The following is a 26,090-nucleotide window of genomic DNA, read 5'->3' as shown; positions in this document are numbered from 1 at the left end:
GGGGAGTGTCAACGATGGACCTGTTTACGCAATTGCTGCTCGCCGCCATCTCGTCCGGCACTCCCTTGCTGTTCGCCGCGCTGGGAGGCATCCTGATCGAACGCAGCGGAATCATCCAGCTCGGCGCGGAAGGCCTCATGCTGATGGGCGCGGTGACGGCCTGCCTCACTTACTTGCACACGAACAGTCTCGGACTTACGCTGCTCGCCGTGTTCGCCGTCAGTGCCGCGCTCGGGCTCGTGCACGGGTTCTTGACCGTGACGCTCCGGACCAACCAGATCGTGAGCGGGCTGGCGATGACCCTGTTCGGCACCGGCTTCAGCGCCTATCTGGGCAAGTCCGTGAGCGGGCTTCCAATCCCGGGCGCCGTACCGAAGGTTCACCTGGACTTCCTGAAGGACGTTCCGGTGCTGGGCGACGTGTTCGGCAGGCTGGATTTATTGACCTGGGTCAGCTTCCTTCTCGTCATCGTGCTTCACTTGTTCATCCACCGTACTTCCGCGGGTCTCCATCTTCGCGCGATCGGCGACAACCCGGCTACGGCTGATGTCATGGGCATCCGGGTCCAGCTCGTCCGCTATGCCTGCATCATGGCCGGATCGGTGCTCATCGGCTTGGCCGGCGCGGACCTGCTGCTCGTCTTCTCTCCGACTTGGATCGAGGGAATGACGGCGGGCAGGGGTTGGATCGCGGTGGCGCTGATCATTTTCGCCCGGTGGAATCCGATCCGCGCGCTTCTGTGCGCTTATTTCTTCGGGGTGCTCGACACGATGGGGTTCCGCATCCAGCTGATCGGAAGCGAAATTCCGTCCTATTTCCTGAAAATGATCCCTTACGTCGTCACGATTCTCGTTCTCATGTTTCTCGGCTGGCGCAACCGGAACAAACCGTCCGGGGCGCCGGAGTCGCTGGGCGTTCCTTATTTGAGGGAACAGCGGTTTTAACGCATTGAGGTAGGGAGGGGTGTCATCATGGCCATGAAATCTCCGGGCGTAACCCGGTTGCCGGACGTATGGATGCCCCGCAGCGCGGCGGAAGCCTGGTCCCTAAAACGGAACTTCGGCTCCGACGCGGAGTACGTGGCGGGGGGCACGCTGCTCAGGACTTGGTGGGAAGGGGATATCGCGGAGAGACCGGCCCACCTGATCGATATCCGGTCGCTGCCCGGCTTGTCGGGCATTCGGAGCACGGAAAACGGCGGCACCGTGATCGGCGCCGGCACCTCCCTGACCTCGGTTCGGCGCAGCGGGTGGCTGGCTTCGCGGTATCCGGCTTTGACCGAAGCGGCGTTCCGCATCGGAGCGCTGTCGATCCGGAACGCCGGAACGATTGGCGGCAATGCCGCTTCCGGCATCGGAGACCTGCTGCCGGCGCTGTTGGTTTACGAGGCGGGATTGCTCTGGTACGACGGCCAGGAAGAGTTGATTCCGGCAGAGAAGTGGCTGGAACATCCGGAAACGTATCGGACTCCGGAGAAGCTGCTGGTTCACGTACGGCTGCCGTCCCATCCCAAGTCCGGAGCCGGGGCGTTCTCGGCTTTCCGCAAAGTCGGACGCCGCGAGGCGTTCACGCCTTCCGTCGTCACGGCTGCTCTATCCGCTGAAATCTCGGAGGAGGGAAGGCTTGGCTGCGTGAGGATCGCGGCGGGCGGAGGATCGACCGTTCCGCAGCGGCTGTACGCCGCTGAAGCGCTAATGGAAGGCCGTCGGGTTGAGCCCGAGCTGTTGGCCGAAGTTCACGGGGCCGTGGAAAAAACATTCCGCCCGAAGGGCGACGCCTTCGCGGGTGAAGCCTACCGCAAGCGTACCGCGGCTAATCTCATTGCCGCGGAGTGGTGGAAGCTGGCCCGCGGGCAAGGGGAGGAGTGAGCCGATGAGGCTGGACAAACAAACGAGCGGGGCGCGATGGCGCATACGGCCCGACGGCCCCGGCAAAGTAACGGGCAGCCTCGCCTACCTCACCGACATGACGGCGCCGGATATGCTGATCGGACTCGTGCTTCGCAGTCCGTTTCCCCATGCGCGGATCCTCGGCATACGTACGGAGGAAGCGGGGAAGGTTCCCGGCGTGGCAGCCGTGCTCACGCATGAAGATGTGCCCGGCTTGAACGCTTACGGCATTGCCGTGCAAGATCAGCCTGTTTTCTGCTTCGACCGGGTGCGCTACGTCGGCGATGCCGTCGCCGCGGTGGCGGCGGAGACGATGGAAGCGGCCGAAAAGGCGTTGGCGCTGATCGAGGTCGATTACGAGGAGCTGCCCGTATTGGACAGCCCGGATAAGGCGCTCGAGGCGGACGCGCCTCGCCTGCATCCCCATGGCAACGAGCTTCATCGCAACGATTACAAAGTCGGAGACCCGGATTCGGCGTTCGCGGACTGCGCGATTGTCGTCGAAGAGACGTACGTGACGCCGCGCCAGATGCACGCCTACATGGAAACCGAAGGCGGGCTGTTCGTGCCGGAGGCGGACGGCCGGTTGACCGTCTATTCGCCCACCCAGCACGGTTTCATGGACCGCCTGCAGCTTTCCCGCATCCTGGCCCGCCCGCAATCCGATATCCGCGTCGTCTCCAGTCCGATCGGGGGATCGTTCGGCGGCAAAGACGAGCTGAACGTGCAGCCTTACGGCGCTTTACTGGCGCTTGCGACCGGGAGGCCGGTCAAAATCCACAACTCGCGCAAAGAATCGGTCCGAGCCGGCTTGAAGCGGCATCCCATGAAAATCACCATGAAGACGGGCGCCGACGCCGACGGGAGGCTCATCGCCCACCGCGTCCGGGTGGTGGCGGACACCGGTCCGTACGCCACGCTCGGCGCGGAGGTGCTGAATTTCGCGACGGAGCACGTAATCGGGCCGTACCGGATTCAGAACGTGGACGTGGAAAGCGTCTCGGTCTATACGAACAACGGCATGTCCGGCGAGTTCCGGGGCTTCGGCGGCAACCAGGCGATCTTCGCGCTGGAAGGCCAAATCGACCGGCTCGCCGGGAAACTCGGCATCGAGCCGTGGGAATTCCGGCGCCGCAACCGCCGGGAGCTTGGCGACCCGGGGCCGCTCGGCCAGCCGATCGCACCGACGGACGGCGCCGCTCAAGTGTGGCAGGCGCTGGCGGACAGCCCGCTGTGGCGGGAGAAAGCGAACCGTTCGGCGGGTTCCGGACCGGAGGAGACGAAGCTGGAACCCTGGATCAAAACGGGCATCGGCGCTGCATTTGTCATGCACGGAGCGGGTCTCGGCGTCGGCATTCCCGATCCGGCCGGAGGCAGGCTGCTGCTGGCCCCGGACGGGAAAATCGAAGCCGTATTCGGGTACGAGGAGTTCGGCCAAGGGTTGATCGCCACGCTGGAGCTGATGCTGATCGAGACGTTCGGCTTTGCCGCGGACGATCTCCGAATCATCATCGGAGACACCGACGTCGTGCCGGACAGCGGCTCGAGCACGGCTTCCCGGGCGACGAGCATGATCTGGAAATCGGTGCAGAACATGAAAGCTCCGTTCGCGGAGCAGCTGCTGAAAGCGGCGGCCGGCCTTACGGGCCGTGAGTCCGGCCAACTGAAGCTGGGAGCGGGCGGCATCTACGGAACGGCGGATTCAGAGGAGGAGCCGCTGCTCACTTACGCCGAACTGGCTTCCCGCTCGAAAGAATCGATCCGCAGCGAAACGTCGTTCCATTTTCCGGTTACGGCTTCGAACCGCACTGGCGCGCATTTCCTGTATACCTACTACTCCGTCGCGGTCAAGGTGGAAGTCGATACGTTGACCGGGCGCGTTCGCGTCGTCGATCAATTCCACGCGGTCGCGGCCGGGCCGGTCATGAACCCGCAAGGTTACCTTGGGCAGCTCGAGGGCGGAAGCAGCATGGCGCTCGGCTGGACGTTGACCGAGGAGGCGCTGATGGCCGGCGGCCGTTACTTGACGAACAATTTCGACACGTATTTGATTCCGACGCTTTCCGAACATGCCGGCAACGTGACGGTCCAACCGATCGAAGACCTGCCCGAGGACGACGCTTACGGCCCGAGAGGCATCGGCGAGATCGGGACGGTCGGGCTGGCCCCTGCCATCGCTTCAGCCGTTCATGACGCGGTCGGCGTCTGGGTCGCCAAACTGCCGATCGATCCGGGCGAGCTTCAGCGGATTCCCCCATTCGCGAGAAAGGCGGTGCCGCAGCATGATCGATAAAACGATGGAATCGAAACCCGCCGTGAATCGGTTGACCCTGCAGGTGAACGGTACGGATTATGAAGTCGAAGCGCCTCCCTCCTTGCGTTTGCTCCAGGTCATCCGCGACCATCTGGGCCTCACCGGCACCAAACGCTCCTGCGAAATCGGCCGCTGCGGCGCCTGCATGGTGCTGGCGGACGGGGAACCGGTGAACGCCTGCTTGACGATGGCTTACCAAGTGCAGGGCAAGGCGATTACGACGATCGAAGGCTTGTCGGCAGGCGAGGGCGAGGAACTGCATCCCGTCCAGCGGGCGTTTCTCGAAGAAGGCGGCTTCCAGTGCGGGTACTGCACGCCGGGCATGGTGTTGTCGACGAAGGCGCTGCTGGACCGGAATCCGGAACCGACGGAAGAAGAAATCGAAGAAGCGCTGTCCGGCAATCTGTGCCGGTGTACCGGCTACGGCGGTATCAAGCGGGCCGTCCGCCGGGCGATCGAGCTGGGGAGGTAAAGCGATGGAATCGAACAAGAAGGAGAGGCATGTCGATTATTTGCTTCGCTGCGTCGAGGTATCGAGGCGGGCGAGGGAATCCGGCAACACGCCGTTCGGAAGCATTCTGGTCGATGAGGACGGGACAGTGCTGCTGGAGCAAGGCAACGTAGAAATCACGGAACGGAACTGCACGGGGCATGCCGAAACGACATTAATGGCGGCTGCATCCAGGCTTTATCCGAAGGAGAAGCTGTGGCGCTGCACGCTGTACACGACGGCAGAGCCCTGCGCGATGTGTGCCGGATCGATCTATTGGGGACACGTGGGAAGGGTCGTTTACGGCATTTCCGAAAAACGCCTGGCCGAGCTGACGGGGGACGATGAGCAAAACCTGACTCTCGATCTTTCTTGCCGCAACGTATTCGCCAGCGGCCGCAAGCCGATCGTGGTCATCGGCCCGTTTCCGGAGGTGGAGGCGGAAGTGGTCGCCGTTCACGAGGGGTTCTGGTCATGAGCGTGACGATGGCCGAAATCAACGGGATGAGCCGGGAAACGTTCGTCGAGCGGTTCGGAGCCGTGTTCGAGCACTCGCCATGGGTCGCGGAGCAGGCTTGGGCTCGCCGGCCGTTCGCGTCGGCCGGCGAGCTGCATGCCCGCATGATGTCGATCGTGCTGAACGCGCCGGAGGAGAAAGTACTGGCGTTGATTCGCGCCCATCCCGATCTGGCGACGAGAATGGGCATCGGCAGCCTAACGGCTTATTCGGCCAAGGAGCAGCAAGGAGCCGGGCTGGACCGGCTGACGCCGGAGGAATTCGGGACGTTCTCGTCCCTGAATGCGGCCTACATGGAAAGATTCGGTTTTCCGTTCATTTTCGCCGTCAGGGGACGGGGCAAGGACGATATTCTGGCGGCCATGCGCGAACGCGTCGGCCATTCGGCGGAAGAAGAAAGGAAGGAAGCGCTAGAGCAAATCGGGCGGATCGCGGCTTTCCGGCTGGCGGATCTGATTGCGGAGTGAGGGGGAACGCTTGATGAGCGGGCGATTGACGACGCACGTGCTGGACATTTCGGCGGGCCGTCCCGCCGCGGGACTGCGGCTGCAGTTGTTCGCGCTTGACGAGGAAGGCGCCCCGCTGTTGCTGCGGGACGTGCGGACGAACGCGGACGGCCGCCTTGACGAACCGCTGCTGGAAGGGGCGGACAAAGGGAACGGCTTGTACGAGATTTTGTTTTGGGTTGGCGATTATTTCGGGAGCGGAGACGGCGAGGCCGGAGACCCGTTTCTCGACTGGGTTCCGGTGCGGTTTCGGATCGCGGACGGAAACGCCCACTATCACGTTCCGCTCCTGGTCGCGCCGGGCGGATACAGCACTTACCGGGGGAGCTGAGGGAAAATGGTTGTACGATTCGATCTGATCGTCTCCGGCGGCAACGTCGTGCTGCCCGAAGGAGTCCGCCGCGCGGATATCGGCATCCGGGACGGCAAAATCGCGGCGATCGCCGACTTGCTGCCCGAGGGCGAGGCGGCGGACGTGCTGGATGCCGGCGGACGACTCGTGCTCCCGGGCATGATCGACGTCCATGTGCACTTCAACGAGCCGAACTTCGGCCATTGGGAAGGCTTCGAGACCGGATCCGCCGCCCTCGCCGCCGGAGGCTGCACCGCTTATCTGGATATGCCCCTGAATGGCAATCCGCCTACCGTGAACTTGGAGGCGCTTCGGATGAAAGCCTCTCTCGCGGAGGGACGTTCGGTGGTGGATTACGGGTTTTGGGGCGGGCTAGTGCCCGGCAACCTGGATCAACTCGAGGCGCTCGCCCAGGCGGGGGTACCGGCCTTCAAGGCTTTCCTGTCCGATCCGGGCGGGGAAGGGGAAGGACGGTTCCGCCAAGTCGACGACTTCACGCTGTACGAAGGCATGAAGCGGATCGCCCGGTTCGGCGGCTTGCTCGCCCTGCATGCCGAAAGCGATGCCTTGACCGGGGGGCTCGCCGAGCAAGCCAGAGCAAACGGGCACGTGGATGCCCGAGGCTTCGCGGCGTCCCGGCCGGTCGTGGCGGAGACGGAAGCCGTGGCCAAAGCGCTGCTGTACGCCAAGGACACCGGCTGCCGGCTGCATTTCGTGCATATCAGCACGCCGGAAGCGGTGGAGCTGGTCGCGGAAGCGAAGCTGAAAGGAGTCGACGTTACGCTGGAAACGTGTCCCCATTACTTGGTGTTGACCGAGGAGGACATGGAACGCATCGGCCCCGCGGCCAAATGCGCGCCGCCGCTCCGCGACGCGGAACGGCGTGAGCGTTTGTGGGAGCTGCTGGCGGAAGGCGGCATCGACATGGTCGCGTCCGACCATTCGCCCAGCCCGCCTGAGCTCAAGCGGACGGGGGCAGGCCGATCGTTTTTCGATGCTTGGGGAGGCATAGCGGGCGCGCAAAGCAGCCTGGAGCTGCTTCTTGGCGAAGGCGTGCTGGCGCGCGGTTTGCCGCTGACCCTGATCGCCGATCTGGTCGCGGGAGCGCCGGCTCGAAGATTCGGATTCGCGGAGAGCAAAGGAAAAATCGCCGTCGGCATGGACGCGGATCTCGCGATCGTTGATATGGCGGCGCCATATATTTTGACGGAAGAACATCTGCTGTACCGGCACCGCATCAGTCCGTACGCGGGGATGGAGATGAAGGTACGGGTCGCCGCCACGTTGAGCCGCGGCAAGGTCGTCTATCGTATGGGCAGCGGGATTACTGAATCGTCCGGAGGTGAACCGCTGCGGCAAGATATCCGGCGCGTTAAAGCGGGAACGGTGATTTCGTAAGCGAAAGGGGAGATGGCATGATGATCGCGAAAACGGAGAGCGAAGCTTACGTAACGCAGCTTCTGGAGGATTTGGGCGCCATCGGCGCCGAACGCGGAGGCGGCATTACCCGCCTGCTGTATTCGGAATCCTGGAGGCGCGCGCAGTCTTTCTTGGCGGAACGGATGGAGGAAGCGGGCTTGGAGGTGCGGTACGACCGGGTCGGCAACCTGTACGGCAGGCTTCCGGGCAAATCCCCGGAGGCTCCGGTCATCCTGACCGGGTCTCACGTAGACACCGTCCGCTCCGGCGGCAAGTACGACGGCGCCTACGGGATCGCGGCATCGCTTGCCGCGGTCCGCGAGCTGAAAAACCGTTACGGCCAACCGAAACGGACGCTCGAGGTCGTCTCGTTCTGCGAAGAGGAAGGCAGCCGATTCCCGCTCGCGTATTGGGGATCCGGCAGCGTATCCGGCGCGCACCCGCTCGAGTTGGCCGACACGGCAGAGGACCCGGACGGCGTTCTTCTCGGCGACGCGATGCGTGAAGCGGGCTTCGGCCGGGAAGATCAGCCGGATCCGCGCAGGCGTGATATTGCGGCTTTCATCGAAGTGCACGTGGAGCAAGGGGTCATTTTGGAAAGAACGGGCGACGACATCGGCGTCGTGGAGACGATCGCCGGTCAGCGGCGATACATCGTCACGCTCGAAGGGGAAGCGAACCATGCCGGCACGACGCCCATGTCGATGCGGCTGGACGCGTTGGCCGCCGCCGCCGAAATGATGCTGGTGCTGGAGAAAGCGGCCTCGCGAGCGGGGGAGCCGCTCGTCGCGACGGTCGGCCGGATGAAAACGGCGCCGAACATCCCGAACGTCATCCCGGGCACCGTGGAATTCACGCTCGACATCCGCCACCTGTCGGAAACATTGCTGACGGGCTTCTGCGAAGCGGTGCTCGGGAAGTTCCGCAGCATCGCCGAACGCCGCAGCGTAGGATTCTCCATCCAGACCGCGCTCCTCTCGCGCCCGGTCCCGATGGATCCTTTACTGACGGGCAAGCTCGAGCAGATTTGCCGCGAACGCGGCCTGGCATACCGCAGAATGATGAGCGGCGCCGGACACGACGCCCAATCGTTTTCGTCTCTTTGCCCGACGGCGATGCTGTTCGTGCCGAGCAGAGCCGGCATCAGCCACTCGCCCGGGGAATACACCGCGCCGGAACATCTCGCCACTGGCGCCCAAGTTTTGACCGAAATGCTTCATGAGCTCGCCTATACCGACGCCTAGTGAGGTGCAACAGACATGACGCCCTATTCCGATTTGTCCCCGTCGCCGCGGACGATCATGACGCCCGGTCCGGTCGAGGTGGACCCGCGCGTCCTCCGGGCCCTGTCCTATCCGATCCTGGGCCAATTCGATCCCGAATTCACCGCCCTCATGAACGAGACGATGTCCATGTTGCGAAGCCTTTTCCAGACAGAAAACCGATGGGCTTATCCGATCGACGGCACTTCCCGTTCCGGAATCGAGGCCGTACTCACCAGTCTGATCGTGCCCGGAGAGAAGGTGCTGGTGCCGATTTACGGCCGGTTTGGCCACCTGCTCCATGAAATCGCGGAACGCTGCGGCGCGGAAGTGGCCACGATGGAGAAGCCTTGGGGGAGCAATTTCGATCCGGAGGAAATCATCGCCGCCATCCGGAAAGAACGTCCTTCGCTCGTCGCCATGGTTCATGGCGAAACGTCCACCGGCCGGATCCAGCCGCTCGAAGAAGTCGGCCGGTTCTGTCGGGAAAACGACGTGCTGCTCGTAGTGGATGCGGTCGCGACGATCGGCGGCGTGCCCGTGGAGGCGGACGCCTGGTTTTTGGACGCCGTCATCGGAGGCACGCAGAAGTGCCTGTCCGTCCCGTCCGGCATGGCGCCGATTACGTATAACGAACGCGCGGAACGCAAAATCATCGCGCGCAAAGTGATCGAACGGGGATTGCGGCAGCCGGGACAGCCTTCGGAATCGAGCGGCTTGGCGGGAATCCGGAGCAATTATTTCGACCTCGCCCAGCTGCAGGATTACTGGAGTCCGGCCCGGTTGAACCACCATACCGAAATGACGTCCATGCTTTACGGGCTGCGCGAAGGCCTCCGCATTCTGCTCGCGGAAGGCTTGGAGGCGCGTTTCGCGCGGCACCGGCTGCAGGAGAGGGCGCTGATGGCAGGCCTGACGGCGATGGGGCTCAAGCTGTACGGCGATCCCTCCTGCAAGCTGCCCGTCGTGACCTGCGTCGAAATTCCGCCAGGCGTGGACGGAGAATCCGTTCGGGCGATGCTGCTGAACCGCTTCGGCATCGAAATCGCCAGTTCTTTCGGTCCGCTGAAGGGACGGATTTGGCGGATCGGCACGATGGGGTACAGCGCGAGCATGCGGAACGTGCTGCTCGTGCTCGGCGCGCTGGAAGCCGCGTTACTGAAGCACGGCGTCAAGCTGCCGGCGGGCGAAGGCGTCCAAGCGGCTCTCGCCGTGTATGAAGCCGAAACCGCATAACCGGATCGCCGATCGGGCGGCCTAGCTCTCCTTCGTGAGCGCGGGCCGCCCGATTTGCGTTCGGGACGGACGGTCAGCGAATCTTCGGCCCCAGGCGATCGCCGGACGCTCGACGAATCGGTGCGACAAGGCGGAGAGCAGGAGAGAGAGTACGATCGTCCCCGCGTAAATGACCGCGTTCGGTAGGGTGCCGTAAAACGCGAACATCAAACTGAACAGGACGATCAAATGGTAGAGATAAAGACTGTAGGAAATCCTTCCGAGAAAGACGACGGGCTTGCGGAGGAGGAGCTGCTTCGACAGCCGTGTGGAGTTGACCGCGTAAACGATCCAAACTGCCGCTGCGATTGCGGCCGCGTAATCGCTGATGATGACGTCATACGGCATGAAGCCCATTTTGGAGGCGGCCGAGGCAATCACGGTAGAGTAGGCATAGAGAGGAAAAGCCGCGATGAGGAACTTCCATTTTCGCAGAGCCGTTAATTTGCGGTAAGCCTCGGCGATGGATGATTTGTTTTTCGCGAGCATAGCTCCGATCAGGAACATGGCCGCGTAGTGGAGCGTGTCCCATAAAGTGATATCCTCATGGCCCCAGGGCAGCGAGGTTTTCAAACCGCCGGAAGCGGACAGGAGCAGGCAGACCAGCAGATTCGCGCGCCATCCCCATCTAAGGACGCATAGCGTAATGAGCGGAAACAGGAGGGAAATTCTCATTTCGTGAACGAGGGACCACATGACGTTGTTCAGCGCCTTCGTGTCGGTGTCGGCGACGAGGAAAAGATGACCGGCGAGCGTACCCGGATGAATGCCGCGCTGCCAGGCATCGATCCCGGGAATACGGCCCGAAGCCAGCCACGACGCCATCAGCGTCGCCAAAATGACGGACACGAGGTACGGGACGTAGATGCGGAAAATCCTCCGAATGACGAAACTTCGGTAAGAGCCTCCCGAACGCTCCATGAAGGGCAACGCTAAAACATAGCCGCTCAGAACGAAGAAGAGAATGACCGACGCATGTCCATTCACCACGACGCGGAGCGGGGAATACCGAAACAGAAGCGGGAGGAACGGAAAAACCAAATACAGGTGATGCAGCATGACCGTGAACGACGCCAGTCCTCGAAGACCGTCCAACTGCTCGATGCGGCGTTGCATGACGTTCCCTCCATCCGACAATAGATACACTTTGTTACTCCATATGATACATAATGTATTTATTGCGGTAAAGGGGAGAAGGGCGGGTTCGCCGTTTGCGGCAGAGGTCGACTTTTCGTCGCATTTTGCAACGAAGAACCCGCAGCTTGCCAGAAGAACATTGGCTTCGTTAAGATGAAGACAACTTAAGGAACGGAGCGTGTTTCCATGAAAACGGAGCTGCGAACGACTGGACAGCGGGTGCGGGCGATCGTGACCGGCGCGACCGGTATGGTGGGGGAAGGCGTCCTTCATGAATGCTTGAACCATCCTGATGTGGAGAAAGTGCTCGTCGTGGGGAGGAAGCCGTGCGGCGTTACCCATCCCAAGCTGGAGGAGATCGTGCACGGCGACTTTTTCGACTGGCGTCCAATCGCGAAAGAGCTCACCGGGTACAACGCGTGCTACTTCTGTCTCGGCGTCTCTTCCGTAGGCAAGAAGGAACCGGAGTATCACCGTTTGACCTACGACCTGACGCTGCATGCGGCCGAACTGCTGTCCGGATTGAACCCGGACATGGTGTTCTGTTACGTATCGGGCAGCGGCACGGACAGTACCGAGCGGGGCCGAAGCATGTGGGCGAGGGTGAAGGGAAAGACCGAAAACGCGTTGCTGAAGCTGCCGTTCCGCAAAGCGTACATGTTCCGGCCCGGCTACATCCACCCCACGAAAGGTTTGCGCAACACGCACGGCTACTATTCGGCCATCCAATGGCTTTATCCGATGCTTCGGCGGTTTTTTCCCCAGTATGTAATCTCATTGAGGGAACTTGGATTAGCGATGATCCACACCGTGACCAGAACCTATGAAAAATCCGTTTTGGAGAACGAGGATATCGCCAGGCTGGCAAATCTCTGAAAAATGTCACCAAGGTAGAACGGGGGGAGCGGGGCTTGACGCCATAGAGCTGCTTTAAAGGGAGAAACTCCCGTTGGGGCGGGGCTTTGGCGGCTTAGGAGTGCTGTAACGGGAGAAACTCCCGTTGGCGAGGGGCCTTGGCCGCTTAAGAGTGCTGTAACGGGAAAAACTCCCGATGCAGTGACCCGGAATCCCCTCAGGCAAAAGCGGCAGGCCTCGGAAAAGCGTAATCTTTTTTTCTCTCCTTACTCTTGTCCAATCCCTTCTCTAGTAACCCTCATATTCTAAGGTATCTTCGAGAAGGGAGGTTGAAACGATGGCGCGTTTACTGAATAAAAGCGCGGTTCAACCGCGCAGCAGATTCAACTTGCTGACGGCTTATACGATCCGGCGTTCTCCGTTAAGATCGCATGTCGCATCGTTACGCATCAGTATCCCGACCAACTCGCAACCGAATCGGGTCGAGTTGGTCGCTACCGTCGGTGTGCGGGGAATAACGGGCATCGGCCAGATTCTTTTCCGCGTATCCCGGGACGGGACGGAAATTTTCAACACCGTTGCCGGGATCGAATCCACCGGCTCCGAACAGAATTATATCGTGACGTTCCAGGCGATCGATCGAAACGTTCCGACAGGATCCCATTTGTATGTCTTAACCGCCGAAAATCTCACGCCCCATACGATAGTCAATGTCGTCGGCCCCGTTTCTTTCAGCGCACTCGCCGTAAAAACGGGTTAACGCCTAATCGCGGATCTCGCAAATAAAGAAAGAAAGACTTCCGTCTCTCTCGGCATGAGAGTAATACGGAAGTCTTTCTGATTTTCGGATAACCGAAGTTTTTATTGCTTCGCGTAGTCGGCCAGCAGATATTTGCCTTCTGCGTTTTTCTTGACGGTGTACACGCCGCCGTCTTTGGTCGACAGCTTGTATTCTTCCGGCGTTCCTTCGAAAGCCACTTCATCCTTCGAGGCCGTGCCGCGGATGGAAACGGATAAAAACTTGTCACTCTTGACTACGATGGCGCCGTCGGCTTTCTCTTCCGTCAGGTAGTACGTCACGATTTTCTCGCTCAGCGCGGAATCGATGTAAGCGTTCAGGAATTTCACGGCCGCGTCTTTGTCCGGCGTGATCGGGTTCAAGATCGACTTTCCGTCCGCGGAGGTTTCTTGGTGGAAGAGGCCTTCTACTTTCTCTTCGGCCAGACGTGCGGCGATATAGGCTTGAGCTTTGCTCGCGGTTTCGTCTGCTGGAGCCGAAGCGCTCGCGGTTGCGGCGATTCCGGTAGCCGCTGCGGACTCCTCTTTTTTGTCGGAATTCGAGGAACATGCCGCCGCAGCGAAAGCGATCGTCAGCACAAGGACAGTCGTTGCGAATTTTTTAAACAGGGTAACCACTCCTCTTTCTATAATCTCTCTCTATTTTTGCTAGCTTGTTTGCCGGCCGGCTTACATAATCTACACGATTCGACGCCGTATTCTCAACTTTTTTCACTTAAAAATTTCATAAAGAAGAGGCCGGATCATTTCCTGGGCAATGGCGAGTGGTGTTCAAAAATGGGGGCGTGCGTTATGATGGTGGTTATTGGCAGAACGAGGACATACGCCCGGAGGTACGCATGAGTCGAGAAACGACGAAGAAGGCAAGACTGCATCCGGTGGCCTGGATTCTCATCTTCGGAACATTCCTGTCCCGCACCGGTTTTTTTATGGTCATTCCGTTTCTCGGAATTTACTTGGGCAAAGAGAAGGGGATCGATCCCGCCACGACAGGGGCGATACTGGGTATCAGTTTCCTCGTGGGAACGCTCAGCAGTTTCATCGGGGGCGCGTTATCCGACCGGGTCGGCCGGTATCCGGTCATGGTTCTTTCGATGACGCTTTGGTGTTTGGTTTTCGTGGGTTTCGCGTTCGCGGAGTCCATACCCGTCTTCTTCGTGCTCAGTGCCTTGAACGGCTTTTTCCGCAACGTATTCGAACCCGCCGCAAGGGCTTTATTGACCGACGTGACGCCGCAAGAGCGCCGGTCGGATGTGTTTAACGCCAGGTATTTCGCCATCAACATCGGCGGCGCGGTCGGCCCGCTGATCGGTTTGAAGCTGGGCGTCGGGAGCTCCTCCTCGCTGCTCCCCTTTCTCCTATGCGCCGGGATTTTCGCGGTTTACGCGCTGGTCTTGATCTGTACGGTGCTGAGATTCAAAATAAAGCACCCGCAAGCTCAATCGGGCTCGGTCAAAATCAGGCAAATGGTCCAAATCGTGTTTACCGACAAGGTGTTCCTCTACTTCTTGCTCGGCAATCTGTTCGTCGTGGGGGCATACTCCCATCTGGATACGACGCTGTCGCAATACATCGGACACGACCGCGTCGATACGTATTCGCTGCTGTTTATCGTGAACTCATTGTCGGTATTGGTTTTCCAGTATCCGCTGGCGCGGTTCATGAAGCGAATTCCGTCCATGCAAGCTTTAAAGCTGGGATGCCTGTTGTTCGGTTTAGGCTTGTTCGGCTTTGGGCTGTTCCATCATGTCGTTTTGCTCGTGCTTTCGATGGTTGTGTTCACGATCGGAGAGATCTTGTGCTTCGTTATCGGAGACGTGCTCATCGGGGAGATCGCTCCCGAACATCTGAGAGGGGCGTATTACGGAGCCAGCGGCTTCGCTTTTCTCGGACAGAGCCTCATGTCTTGGGTTGGCGGGCTGATGCTGCAAACGTTCGGTTTCGGGCAGGGGCCGTTGATTTTCGCGGTTCTGATGCTGCTTTCTTTCGCGGCTTTCCCGTTCTACCACCGGGGCCAGCAACGGATCCGGAAGCAGGAAGCGGCGAAAACCGGTTATTCCGAGAGCGCATAAAGAAGAGAAGGATCCTGAGGAATCAGGATCCTTCTTTTCGAACTTGTGCGGATACTTAGGGATTCAGTTTCACCGTTGCCGCCATTTCGTCTAATTCCTGCAAAACTTTTTCCGGAAGGGTGTCTTTTTCGGATATGATAACCTGATAGAAGCGGCCGTCCGCTTCAAAGAAAATCGCCGTGCACACGAAGGATGGAAATCCGTCTTCCGTCTTGTAGTAAAGCACGTTTTTCGACGGATGCCCTTGGAAAGTCTCTTCCGTTTCCTCCCAAACCTCGATACCGGAATCGGCAAGCAACTGCGATTTGGCGTCCTTGTAGAAAGCATCCAGCTCCGTATCCGCGAGCAGGTCTTGTTTCGGAACCACATTCACGACCAGCGTGCTTCCATTGGAAGACCGGATCGCGAGTTTCGTGTATTTCGAAGAATCCGATTCGTAAGGAGTCCATTTGCCAAAAGCAACGACTTCTACCGTATTGTCGGAAGAAGCGATTTTCTGCTTGGTCCGCATAACAGCTATTCCGGGGCCGTCGTCGAATTCCAACTTCGCGTCCATGGACTCGGCCACGAACCGAAGCGGCACGAAGGTGCTTCCGTACACAACCTTCGGCGCAAGGGGAAGGGAAACGGTCTCGCCGTTCACGTCCGCACTTGGCCGGCCAACCTGCATTTCAATTTTCAAACCTTCTTTTTCCCCGATGATGGTTTGCGAATCTTTGTTCCATGTGACTTCTAGGCCGAGTTTTTCGAACAGGTTCCGGAACGGGACCATGACGGTTCCGTTCTTCATGTACGGAGGAAGATCGAACGGAACGTATTCATCATCAAGGGAAACTACAATCGGATTTCCGTATATTCCGTTTTTATTGTTTGTCCGGCCGGCTACCGCGGTAACGCCTTTATTCCTTAAATCAACCAAAACCTTCAGCGATTCCTCGTTCAGAGGGTTGTCCGGTAGCGATACTTCCCGTAAATTCGGGATCGTTTCGAGGACTTTGATGTCCTGGATGAGATTGTTGTCCAGATAAAGATACTCAAGCGTAGGATGGTTTTTGAGCGGCGTCAGGTCTTGGATTTTATTGCCTTCCAATAGCAGCCACTGCAATTTCATGTTCTTTACGGGACTTAAGTCGGTCACCTGATTGTTGCTGGCAAGAAGATCCGTAAGTTTATTTAAATGCTGAAGCGGCGTCAGGCTTTTAATCTTGTTTCCCGCAACGACCAATTTTTCTAAGGATCTTAATCCGGACAGCGGGGAAAGGTCCGCAATCTGATTTCCGTCGAGGGCAAGAAACGTCAGTTTCTTTAACTTTGCAATAGGCGAGAGATCCTTGATATTTTGACCGGGGAGAAACAAACTCTGCATGTTAACGGCATTCTCTAATCCTTGAAGACGGGTAATTTTCGCTTTGGATTCCTCAGGATATAAGGACTCGAGTTTCTTTAAAACGGAGGGCGTCAATGTTTTGCCGGACGGCAGCCGCAATTCCGCGCGAACGGCTTTCGCCAATGTCGGATCCGCGATGACGGATGCTGCCCAAGCGGAAGACATCGGAATGAACAGTAGAGCCATGCAGAACACGGCAATTTTTTTGAAAAAAGACGCAGACATAATGAACTCTCCTTTTGCGCAATCGATGATGCATTCATTTATCGTTATCGGGTTTTACTTCTAAAATCATGAAGGCCAAAAAGAAGGATCCTGACGAGTCAGGATCCTTCTTTTTGGATTTTGGAGGGGTTGTTGATTTTATACGGGACGGGATGCTTGGTGAGTTTCTTGGCGATGACCTTGGCTTCGAACTGAATCTTGTCTCCGACTTGCAGCTCCAGTTTCTTTAATGTCGCGCTGTAACTCGACCAGGCGTCGCCAAGCTCCGCTTGGGGCTCCTCGATCGATACGGCTTCGTAGATGACCACTTCATCGTCGGTGTCGGAGAAATGATTCGGCACCGTCGTGAACTCTTTGATAGTGGCGGACATTTTTACTTTGTCCTCGGGAAGCTCCACCTTGGCGGCTTTGCCTTTTTTGACGGCGGGCTTCGGCGCGGTTTCCGCTTTAGGCGGTTTGGAGGAAGAAGCAGATTCGGCTTGTTCGGCCTGTTCCGATTTAGGCGTGATCGCAGGTTCGGCGTCCTTCGGAGTCGTCGGGACGTCGGATTGTTCGGCGGTGTCCGAAGTGCCGGACGGATCTGAGTTTTCCTCCGAACTCGCTGCCGTTTTCTGGCCGAAACCGGAGGCTTGCATCTCCTTCAGGTACGAAGGATGGACGCAATGCCGTTGGCCATTGTCGAATTCGATGACTGCCGTCATCTTATCGACGTAACCGACTATGTGGCAGCTCAGGTGCACGTTGTTGCCTTTGTAAGTAAAAGTCTTCGTTTTCGCCGCTTTCTCCGAAAGCAGTCCCCATTCTTTGCATTTGTCGATTTGTTCCGCTTCGGTACCGAAAGCGAAAAATTCGCCGGGATCCAGGGTAAACGCGTAAGGCATGGTCGCTTTGCCATTCCTTTCATCTAGATCTGTCTTACGTTAACGATAACCGGAAGAGCGGCCGGATTCAACTGCCAGTCCGGTCGAACGACTGCTTAATGTGGTCATATAGCCGGGCACCGGCGAGCTTGGGCGGGAAATCGGCGGCTTTGCACAACAGTCCGCAGGTCATGTCGATGCCTTCGCCTTTCAATGGCCGGCGTACGGTCCCGTCCGGCTGCGGGCTCAGCGCGACGCGGGGGACGAGCGCAACGCCGAATCCCTGGGCAACGTAGGAAGGCAATGCCGTCATGCTTCCGATTTCCATCGTCTCCGACAGCGTCGTTCCCGCCTCCTGCAGCGTCAGCCCCAATTTTCGGCGATAAGGGCAATTGGCTGCGGTGATCAGAAGCCGATGAGAGGCCAGTTCCTCCGGCGTAACGGATTCCCGATCGGCCAAAGGGTGCCGTTCCGGCATTAGCACGACGAATTCTTCTTCGTAAAGAGGTTGGAAATAAAGGTCCGACGTCCAGTCCGGCGCCGAACACAGCGCGATGTCCAGTTCGTCTTTTCGCATTTTTTCCGCCAAAGTGTGGGTGTTCGCGATCTCCACGGAGACGCGGATACGCGGAAAACGTTCCATGAATGCACGAAGGATCACGGGCAACCTGGCGCTGGCCGCAGGCTCGATCGCGCCTAGACGGACCGTTCCGGTTTCGCCCGTCTTCATGTCGGTCAAGCTGGCAATCAGCTGATCGATGTCCTGGGTAATTCTCAAGCTCCGCTCATGGAATAGCCGGCCGGCTTCCGTCAATCGTACCGTTTTGTGGGACCGTTCAAACAGCTGGACGCCAAGCGCCGACTCCAGCTTTTGGATCTGCATGGTCACCGTGGATTGGGCGTAATTCAGCTCTTCGGCAGCCCGGTTGAAGCTCCCGGATGCGAGGATATTTTGGAAGGTTTTCACCGCTTTAAGGTCCATTCGGAACTCTCCTCTAGCGAAAATTTTAGCGGAACGTGTCGGCAGTTCGGGAGTTTCTGCCTATAACGCCGTGACTTGTCCAGCCCTTATAATCTAATCGGGTCAAACATCCATGAAATGACAATGCACCCATGGTTACCCAAAATTAAAACGAGGAGTGAATTGATGTATGGAAGTCATTCTGGGACAAACCCCGATTGACCTCAACGAGCTGAAGCAGAATTTGTTTTCCACGCAAATCCCGGCAGACGGCGTATTGTCGCCCGGGCAATCTCTGGTGTACCGCATTTGCAAGCCGGCGTTTCCGGTATCCCCGCGCTCGGGTTATCAGGGACAGTACTATTACGGGCAAAACTACGATTTCCCTTATGAACTCGAAATCCTGCTCAGCGTGAAGAGAGGGACCTCGGAGCTTGTCATGGGCAAGGATTACAACCTCGAAGAATCGAGGACGGACAAGTACGCCGAAGTAACGGTCACTCCGCTGCTGAAAGTCGAACAGAAAACGGATCTCACGATTCAGCCGGTCGTGCAAGTGATTTTGAACGGCTATTCGGTGTCGCGGACGTTCTCTCCGGAAACGGTGACCTTGCTTCCGACGGTGCCGGAGACGTACTTCAATTCCTTCCTCGCCGAATCCACCTCCACGGAAATCCTCCGGAGCGGAGAGTATTTGCAGGCCAGTCTGTCCACGATTTTGCAGTCTCTTCCGGAAGGTACGTCGGTCGACTCATTCCCGATCAAGACGACGATGCCGGTGAATGGCAAGCCTACGCTCGTCACGATCCATTCCGTACGGTGGGAAGCGTTCCGAAAACCGCCGGCCGGTGCCGCTGCCGCCGCGCCGGTAAAGCTGCTGGAGGGACAGGATTTCAAAGCGCCCGACGGACTCGGCAAAATCACTTCCCGGTTTCTCTTCCTCCCGAAGGAAGAGGATTACGAAGCTTACGCGAAGGCGAGCGTTCTCACGGAATGTAACGGAATCACGCAAACCTTGTCCCTGACGACGCCATCCACGATCATCCAGTCCGCGCAGTCCGCCGTTTCGGATATCGTGGGCGGGTTCGATCTCGTACCCGACTCCTTCCATGCGCTGCAACCCGGTCAGGCGCTCGAACTGAAGCTCGTCCATTCCGTGCTCGATCTGGCGGAGCCGATCGGCAATCTCGTTCTCGGCGCTTTGAATATACCTTGGAAAGTCACGGGCATCGATTGGAAGTTGAGCAAAAAGTCGACCACGCTGGCCGCCGCGGAAGATACGCCGCTGAAGCTCGGCAAGGATTACTTCCTGTCCGACACGGGTAGCAGCCCTTTCGGGCAAAAGCTGTTCATCCAGCCGTCTCTCGCGGACACGGAAGATAAAGCGGTTCCGGAAACCTTCGAACTCAAAGGAACCGTCTCCTACCTGTTCAATGGGGTGCCGGCCGTATCCAATCCGGTCACGCTGCTGATCAAGCAACTGCCGATCGTGAAAGAGAAAATCCTGTCCCTCTTCCAAGTGAAGTCGAGCAAATCGGGCTCCGTACGGATCGGGGAGAAAGTGCTGGTCAAGCTTTTGACGCCGCTCGAGAGCCTCGCGGACGTGGCCAATCCGTTCGCCGCCGCTTCGCTGCCCGACCTGCAGTGGTTCCCGATCAAGGGAGGGCTGCCGATCGGCGGAATCTCGCTCCCGTTCGAAATTCGGGATATCGCTTGGAGCGTCGTCGACGGAGATGGCAATCCGCTCGCGGAAGGCGTGGATTTCCAAACGACGGAGGGATTGAACAGCCTGCAGACGTCTTTCTCCTTCCTGCCGCCTAAGAAATGGGACGGCGCCGCTTCCTCGCTCACGCGCAAGGTCCAAGCGTCCGTAACGGCTTTCTTGAACGGACTGAAACTGCCGCTGCCGCCGCTTGAGCTGCCGTTCTCCAACCTGAGCCTGCTGCCGTTCCAGGACAAGATCGTATCCGGCATTCTGCAGCATCTCCAGGTGACCAGGAACGCGGACGTTCTGGAGCCCGGAACGCCTCTTGCCGCCGAACTTACGTCCAGCCTTGCGCAAGCGGGAGCCCCTGCGGGCCTGGCAAGAAGCGCCGAAGGGATCGCGCTGCCGGAGAAGCTGCTTCACGGCAAGCTGCCGTTCATCGACGACCTGCTCCCGTTCGAGCTTCCGATCCCGTTCCAAATCAAGCTGGAGTGGAAGCTCTACAAGCAGGTGAATGGGGCATTCGAACTCCTGGAAGAGAGCGAGTTCCATCTCCCGGCCCCCGGCGGCAACACGAGCGAAAACGTCTGGAAGGATTCCCGCCTCGACGTTCTCCTGATGCCCCAAGTCAAAGGGTTCCACCAGCTTGCCGAAATCGAGCTTCGTTACCTGGAAGCCAATCTGGAAATCCAAATCCCGACGCTTCCTCCGATCAAGACATCGCTGCCGAAGCTTCCGATCACGCAGATTCCGATCGCCGTGCCCGAGCTGCTGCTGGCGACCGAACACCGGTTGGACGACTTGGACCAGGCGGGCGACCGGCTTATCGTGCTTCCCCAATCCTCGATAACGGGGCTGACGCGTTGGGATCTGCTGAAGCCGGTGCTCGAGAAAGTGAACGGGCAAATCGAAGCGATCTACGGCCTGCTGGACGGCGTCACGGGCAAGCTGAACTTCGTGCTGATGCTGCTGGGGCTGAAGAAAGCGCTCGGCCACGTCTTGCAACCCATCGGCGGCAACAAGCTTTGGGTCGTCGAGGCGCTCGGCGACGAAATCACCGATTTGGGCGATCTGCCGAAGACGGATCACGGCGGTATCGACGACGACGAGTGGGACGACGAAATTTCCGGGTTCGTGGCCATTCTGCCGAACAATCGGAAGATTACCTTTTACGAAACCGCCGGCTTCAAGGGCGATACCATGGAGATCCGGCCGGATCTCGCGAGAGAGGGCGGAACCCCGTTCGGCAACATCGTTTGCATCCTCAACAATCTGAATGTGGACACCGATCTGGATCCGTACCCGGCAGGCACCCTGTCGGGCCGGGTGAAAAACGACGACGTGGATGCGATTCGCTTCAGCAATGCGGACTAATCTTTCATAGATAAGATTGGCAAGAAGGAAGACCGGCCTGCCGATGCGGGCTGGTCTTCTTTATTCTTATTTGATTCAAAAATAATGAATCATTCATTCTGATAATTCAATTATACACGAACGTGCTGTTGCGTTAACCTGAATTTATCGGAGGGATGACGACATGGAACTGAAAGGGAAAACGGCTCTCGTGACCGGAGGGGGCACGGGCATTGGCCGGGCGGCTAGCCTTACGCTGGCGGAGAAGGGCGCTTTCGTCGCGGTGAATTACTCCCGCTCGAAGAAGGATGCCGAAGAAACGGTGCGCATGATTGAGGAACGGGGAGGCAGCGCAATTGCGGTGAAAGCGGACGTGTCCAATGCCCGCGAGGTGGACGAAATGGTCGAGAGGATCGTGGAGCGGTACGGCTCACTCGATCTGCTCGTGAACAATGCGAGCATCACCCATCATGTTGCTTTGCCGGATTTGGATGGGGTCGAGGATACCATGTGGGACGAGCTGTTCGCCGTCAACGTAAAGGGGATGTTCCATTGCGCGAGGGCGGCAGCTCCGTGGATGAAGAAAAGCGGACGCGGAGCAATCGTGAACTTGGGGAGCATCGCCGGGATTACGGGAGTCGGTTCTTCGCTCCCCTATGCCGTCAGCAAGGCGGCGGTGCATGGGCTGACCAAGTCATTGGCACATGCCTTGGCGCCGGAAATCCGGGTGTGCAGCGTCGTGCCTGGAGCCGTAGAAACCCGCTGGTGGGCGGGCAGGGAAGAGAAAATGCGGGCGCTCAGCCCGCAGCTGCCGCTTCGGAGAGTATCCACGCCGGAGGATATCGCCCATTTCATCTGCGCGGTACTGGAGCAGGAAGCGATCACCGGGCAGATCATCACCGTGGACAGCGGGCAGACGATGTAGGGGGACCAGGCACGAAAGTGGAATTATGGCGCGGTTCGTGATATGTTGGTTACAATGTGTATCTAATCCCTGAAAATGATGAAGGGGATGAAGAATCCGCCATGGTTTTCTACGCCATCGTCGTGCTTGTCGTCATCGTTGATCAATTGTCCAAAATCCTCATCCGTTCCAATGTCGACCTCGGAGAATACACGCGCCTGGGATGGCTCCGGATCACGCATTACGAAAACAGCGGCATGGCCGGCAGCATGTTCCCGGGATACGGATGGCTCTTCGGTATCTTCGCCTTCGCGTTCGTGATCTGGGTGCTGTATTTTCGTTGGAAATCGGAAAGCAAAAGCTTGCTGCTTGATATCAGCTTGGGATTCCTGGTCGGGGGAGCGATCGGGAACGGGGTGGACCGGCTTCTGTTCGGACAGGTGACGGACTTTCTTGTCCGCTCCCGAGGCATTCTGAATGTGGCGGATCACGCCATCGAAGCGGGGGTTTTGTTTTTCCTCGCTCATTCGTTGACGCTTCTATGGAAAAGCCGGCGGGAAGCGAAAGCTCAATGAAAAAGAAGCCCGAGAGGGCTTCTTTTCGTTTGCGCGCGTCGCAAAATGCGACGATAAAACGCCCTCCCCGCCTCAAGCCGCCGAGAACGGAAGCCGCAGCTTGATTTCGCAGCCCCAGTCGGGCAGGGCGGCGTTGATCTGCAGCGTGCCGCCCAGTTGGGCGGTGAGCTCGCGGATGGCGGACAAGCCGAGCCCGAACGGGGAGGCGACGTAAGGCGCTCCGTTGTTGCGGAGGGAGAAGTGAAGCACCTTCTCGTGGAACAGCAGCGTGAATTCGAAACGCGTGCCCCCGCCGTGCTTCATGCCATTCGTGAGCCCCTCCTGCAACGCGTGGAAAATCACTTTCTTGTGCAACGGCCCGACGTCCGGCATCGAGCCGATGTGGGCATCGATCTCGATGTCTGCCGTTTCCCGGGCAGAGGCGATGAGCTGGTGCAGGGAAACGGCCAGTTCGTTTTGCAGACCGTCTTCCTTCAACTGGTGCAGGAACCCCCGGATGCTTTCCAATCCGCCTCGGAGCACGGACTGAGCCGTATCCAGCTTGTCCAAGGCGGCCGTCGGATCCTTGCCGAACAGCCTTTTTACGGCTTCCAGCTGCATGATGGACGCGGTCAGCGTGTGGCCTACCGTATCGTGAACCCGGTGGGCGATCCGGTTGCGTTCCTCCAGCACCGCGATTTCTTCCATCGCCCGGATGGTGTCGTTCATGGAGAGCTGCAACTGGAGGTTCGTCTCTTCCAGTTCCGCCGTCCGGTGCTGCACCTCTTGCTCCAAAGAACGGTTCAGCCTGGTAAGACGCAAATGGACATGCACACGCGTCAGAAGCTCTTGGCGGGAAATGGGCTTCATCAAGTAATCATTCACGCCGGGGAGGATGCGCTCGTGGACGGGATCCGGCCCGAATTGCGCCGTCAGCAGCAGTATCGGGAGCTCCGCTTCGCTGTAGCGCTCCCGGACTTTGCCGCTGAATTCGTAGCCGTTCATCTCGGGCATCATAATGTCCGCAATGATCAGGTCCGGCGCGGTATCCGGGTGGGCGTCAAGCCAGCTCAAGGCCTCTGCGGCTCTCTGCATGCCGACGATCCGATAGTCGGGCTCCAATTGGGAGGCCAACACCTCCAAATTCATGCGTTCGTCGTCCACCAATAGGATGAGAGGGGGGACTCCGATTCTCTCCGCTAGTTCATTTGTCGAACCGCCGAAGCCGGATTCTTCCGCTTCTCCTATCCTTAACTCCCCGCTAGTCTCTTCTTCCAAGGGCTTTTCCCATATCGGAAGCGTCAAGGTCACCTGCGTGCCTTCGCCCGGCTTCGATTTTAAGGAAACTTCGCCTCCGTGCATTTCGATGAGCTGCTTCGTCACCGCGAGACCGAGACCCGTTCCGGCCGAAGCATCGCGAGCCGCGTCTTTGCCCTGCACGAAAGGTTCGAATACCCGGTCCGTTTCGTCCTCGTAGATCCCGATTCCCGTATCGGTCACCGTGATCCGGATGGATGAGCCTTCCACGCCCCCTTGCAGCGTCACTTTGCCAAGCTCGGTGAATTTTATGGCGTTGCCCACGAGATTGAAGAAGATCTGCTCCAACCGGTCCTCGTCCGCCCAAGCCCTCGGCAAATCGCGGGGGATTTCGTTTCGGATCGCAAGCATTTTGCGCTCCGCCTGTTTCTCCAGCAGGGCAATGACGATCTCGGCCGCTTGCCGGACGTCGACCGGTTTCCTGCGCAGCGACAAGTCCTGGTGTTGGATTTTGGAGTGGTCCAAAATGTCGTTGATCAGCCGCGACAACCGTCGGCCGCTGGCCACGATAAGCGACAGTTTGCGGAAAGACTCTTCGCTTGAGTGCGTTTGGGTTCCGTCGGCCAGCGCTTCCGCCAAACCGATCATGCCGTACAACGGCGTCCTAAGCTCATGGGAGGTCCGGGAAAGAAATTCGTCCTTGAGTTTGTCGAGCGCGAGCAACTTCTCGTTATTCGCCCGCAGCTCCTTTGCGTACACGGCGACTTGCCGATGGGTCCGCGTATACTGCAGCACCAGGACCATGCCGAAGCAGCACACGAATAGAAACGCGCCGAACACGATCTGGATTTGCTGAAAATAGTAGAGGAACGGATATCGGCCGATCAAAGCGCCGACGAAAGGGTAGACGTTCACTTCGATGTAGTGGAGCAAGGCGAACAAGGTAAACGCCGCGCATCCGGTGAAAACCCATATCGATTCGCGGCGCCGATATTGTCGATAGTCGGAAACAAGTAGAACGATCACGACAGGCATGATGAGGACCGACGTGAGGAGAAACATTTTATCGATGATGAAATGGTAGAGATCCGCACGGAAAAACGCGGCGATCCATGCGACGATCCCGAAAAAGAGGTTGCACCACGCGCCGTATCGGAAGAGGTGGGGCTTGCCGCCTCCATAGATTTGCCCGAGAAATCCGAGAAGCGCGAAGGCGCCGACCGGAACCGCGACGTCTTGCAGGTATACCGCGAGATCGGAGTGAGTAAACAGAAGCAGCAAGTAGGAACGACCGATGCTGCCGTAGGCTGCGCATGCATTCAAGATGCCGAAGTATAGATAAATCGTCTCTTTCCGCCGGTTCGCCCACAACAGGAAAGAAACGGCCGAGAGAAACAGGAACACGACCATAAACAACACGCGAAACAGATCGCGGCGCAGCATGTTTTCATAGAACACCGATTTGTCGACGATCCGAAATTCTCCGGGCTGGGGATCGGCGTCGTCCTGCAGCACCCGGACATACGCCGTATGGCCGGAGAACTCAGGACGCAGCTTGGCCAGGTCCCAATGCTGGTACTTGTTCACCCGAAAGCCGGGACGGTCCGTGTTAAACTCGTAGATTCGTTCTCCGCTTATGTAAAGCTCCGCATGTTGAAATCCGGAAATAAACAGCCGGGGCGATTCCATGCCGCCAAGGTCCGGCAGTCTAAAACGCAGCCAGTAATAACCCCGGTAGTCATCCGGCAGCACCTCTCGCATCACGCCGCGGCTTTCGATCGGGTAGGGTTTCCATTCGCCCGCGGAGTCGTTCGCCGCGAGTCCGTTAAGCGGCAAGTCGCCGACATGGATGGCCCACGAGCCGGGATTGGGCGTTGTCTCGCTTACGGCATGCCGGACGGGCCCGATCCGCAGCGACAAAAGCAAAAATGCGGCCAGCAGGATCGCCAAAGGCAAGAAGGCCGCCGCGCGTTTGAATACGTTCACGGGCAGCGCCTC

General features: G+C 58.6%; 22 protein-coding genes. 16 read left to right on the top strand and 6 right to left on the bottom strand.

All coding sequences use genetic code 11. The annotated features are described in order from the left end of the window. Positions 1–14: 14 nt before the first annotated feature. The 10 genes from EAV92_RS12805 to EAV92_RS12760 are packed head-to-tail and all read left to right on the top strand — an operon-like array spanning position 15 to position 9,985. Positions 15–944, top strand: a complete 930-nt coding sequence (locus tag EAV92_RS12805; protein WP_123041454.1) for an ABC transporter permease — start codon at positions 15–17, stop codon at positions 942–944. 27 nt (positions 945–971) lie between these two features. Then, the gene (locus EAV92_RS12800) at positions 972–1,868 is read left to right on the top strand and encodes an FAD binding domain-containing protein (protein ID WP_123041453.1); all 897 of its coding nucleotides are present in this window, start codon (positions 972–974) and stop codon (positions 1,866–1,868) included. A 4-nt stretch (positions 1,869–1,872) separates the two neighbouring features. Continuing rightward, the gene (pucD, locus tag EAV92_RS12795) at positions 1,873–4,182 is read left to right on the top strand and encodes a xanthine dehydrogenase subunit D (protein WP_123041452.1); all 2,310 of its coding nucleotides are present in this window, start codon (positions 1,873–1,875) and stop codon (positions 4,180–4,182) included. Then, on the top strand, positions 4,172–4,675 hold the full coding sequence (locus EAV92_RS12790) for a (2Fe-2S)-binding protein (protein ID WP_241158261.1): 504 nt from the start codon (positions 4,172–4,174) through the stop codon (positions 4,673–4,675). Before pucD ends, EAV92_RS12790 begins: the two co-directional genes overlap by 11 nt. A gap of 4 nt (positions 4,676–4,679) precedes the next feature. Next, entirely contained in the window at positions 4,680–5,171 is a 492-nt protein-coding gene (locus EAV92_RS12785) for a nucleoside deaminase (protein WP_123041451.1), read from the top strand. Continuing rightward, positions 5,168–5,677 (top strand): 2-oxo-4-hydroxy-4-carboxy-5-ureidoimidazoline decarboxylase, encoded by a 510-nt coding sequence (gene uraD, locus EAV92_RS12780; RefSeq protein ID WP_206424214.1) that lies wholly within the window; start codon positions 5,168–5,170, stop codon positions 5,675–5,677. The genes EAV92_RS12785 and uraD overlap by 4 nt, the downstream gene beginning before the upstream one ends. Before the next feature lie 13 nt (positions 5,678–5,690). Further along, positions 5,691–6,047 carry a hydroxyisourate hydrolase gene (gene uraH / locus EAV92_RS12775; protein WP_206424213.1) on the top strand — a complete coding sequence of 119 codons (357 nt, stop codon included), beginning with the start codon at positions 5,691–5,693 and terminating at the stop codon, positions 6,045–6,047. A 6-nt stretch (positions 6,048–6,053) separates the two neighbouring features. Beyond that, positions 6,054–7,466, top strand: a complete 1,413-nt coding sequence (locus EAV92_RS12770) for an allantoinase (RefSeq protein WP_123041449.1) — start codon at positions 6,054–6,056, stop codon at positions 7,464–7,466. A gap of 17 nt (positions 7,467–7,483) precedes the next feature. After that, positions 7,484–8,731: an allantoate deiminase gene (allC, locus tag EAV92_RS12765; RefSeq protein ID WP_123041448.1), complete on the top strand. Its 1,248-nt coding sequence runs from the start codon at positions 7,484–7,486 to the stop codon at positions 8,729–8,731. Positions 8,732–8,746: 15 nt separating this feature from the next. After that, a complete protein-coding gene (locus EAV92_RS12760) occupies positions 8,747–9,985 on the top strand; it encodes a pyridoxal-phosphate-dependent aminotransferase family protein (RefSeq protein WP_123041447.1) in 1,239 nt (412 codons plus the stop codon). A 21-nt stretch (positions 9,986–10,006) separates the two neighbouring features. Here the strand turns inward: EAV92_RS12760 and EAV92_RS12755 are convergent, their stop codons facing one another. After that, the gene (locus tag EAV92_RS12755) at positions 10,007–11,140 is read right to left on the bottom strand and encodes an acyltransferase family protein (protein ID WP_164472759.1); all 1,134 of its coding nucleotides are present in this window, start codon (positions 11,138–11,140) and stop codon (positions 10,007–10,009) included. A gap of 207 nt (positions 11,141–11,347) precedes the next feature. On the opposite strand from EAV92_RS12755, the gene EAV92_RS12750 reads away from it, so the two are divergent. Then, a complete protein-coding gene (locus EAV92_RS12750; protein ID WP_123043709.1) occupies positions 11,348–12,037 on the top strand; it encodes an NAD-dependent epimerase/dehydratase family protein in 690 nt (229 codons plus the stop codon). Positions 12,038–12,353: 316 nt separating this feature from the next. Further along, positions 12,354–12,776 carry an exosporium protein C gene (locus EAV92_RS12745; protein WP_123041445.1) on the top strand — a complete coding sequence of 141 codons (423 nt, stop codon included), beginning with the start codon at positions 12,354–12,356 and terminating at the stop codon, positions 12,774–12,776. A 101-nt stretch (positions 12,777–12,877) separates the two neighbouring features. Here the strand turns inward: EAV92_RS12745 and EAV92_RS12740 are convergent, their stop codons facing one another. After that, the gene (locus EAV92_RS12740) at positions 12,878–13,432 is read right to left on the bottom strand and encodes a hypothetical protein (RefSeq protein WP_123041444.1); all 555 of its coding nucleotides are present in this window, start codon (positions 13,430–13,432) and stop codon (positions 12,878–12,880) included. A 221-nt stretch (positions 13,433–13,653) separates the two neighbouring features. On the opposite strand from EAV92_RS12740, the gene EAV92_RS12735 reads away from it, so the two are divergent. Further along, positions 13,654–14,886, top strand: a complete 1,233-nt coding sequence (locus tag EAV92_RS12735; protein ID WP_123041443.1) for an MDR family MFS transporter — start codon at positions 13,654–13,656, stop codon at positions 14,884–14,886. A 55-nt stretch (positions 14,887–14,941) separates the two neighbouring features. On the opposite strand, the gene EAV92_RS12730 is transcribed toward EAV92_RS12735, so the two are convergent. The 3 genes from EAV92_RS12730 to EAV92_RS12720 form a co-directional block, all read right to left on the bottom strand. Then, positions 14,942–16,498: a stalk domain-containing protein gene (locus tag EAV92_RS12730; RefSeq protein ID WP_123041442.1), complete on the bottom strand. Its 1,557-nt coding sequence runs from the start codon at positions 16,496–16,498 to the stop codon at positions 14,942–14,944. Between the two features lie 98 nt (positions 16,499–16,596). Then, complete coding sequence (locus EAV92_RS12725) at positions 16,597–17,379, bottom strand: hypothetical protein (RefSeq protein WP_123041441.1); 783 nt, start codon at positions 17,377–17,379, stop codon at positions 16,597–16,599. A gap of 67 nt (positions 17,380–17,446) precedes the next feature. Further along, positions 17,447–18,340: a LysR family transcriptional regulator gene (locus tag EAV92_RS12720; protein ID WP_123041440.1), complete on the bottom strand. Its 894-nt coding sequence runs from the start codon at positions 18,338–18,340 to the stop codon at positions 17,447–17,449. Between the two features lie 169 nt (positions 18,341–18,509). Here EAV92_RS12720 and EAV92_RS12715 point away from each other — a divergent pair, with 169 nt between their 5' ends. From EAV92_RS12715 to lspA, 3 genes are all read left to right on the top strand, one after another. Then, positions 18,510–21,398, top strand: coding sequence for a hypothetical protein (locus EAV92_RS12715; protein WP_123041439.1), 2,889 nt, complete (start codon positions 18,510–18,512; stop codon positions 21,396–21,398). 163 nt (positions 21,399–21,561) lie between these two features. After that, entirely contained in the window at positions 21,562–22,302 is a 741-nt protein-coding gene (locus tag EAV92_RS12710) for an SDR family NAD(P)-dependent oxidoreductase (RefSeq protein ID WP_123041438.1), read from the top strand. Positions 22,303–22,403: 101 nt separating this feature from the next. Then, the gene (lspA, locus tag EAV92_RS12705) at positions 22,404–22,856 is read left to right on the top strand and encodes a signal peptidase II (RefSeq protein ID WP_123041437.1); all 453 of its coding nucleotides are present in this window, start codon (positions 22,404–22,406) and stop codon (positions 22,854–22,856) included. Between the two features lie 72 nt (positions 22,857–22,928). On the opposite strand, the gene EAV92_RS12700 is transcribed toward lspA, so the two are convergent. After that, a complete protein-coding gene (locus EAV92_RS12700) occupies positions 22,929–26,078 on the bottom strand; it encodes an ATP-binding protein (RefSeq protein ID WP_123041436.1) in 3,150 nt (1,049 codons plus the stop codon). Between the last annotated feature and the right edge of the window lie 12 nt (positions 26,079–26,090).

This window comes from Cohnella candidum, from assembly GCF_003713065.1.
GTDB lineage: Bacteria > Bacillota > Bacilli > Paenibacillales > Paenibacillaceae > Cohnella > Cohnella candidum.
The sequence above is the reverse complement of the archived record's forward strand: the minus strand, read 5'-3'. Positions and strand labels throughout refer to the sequence as shown.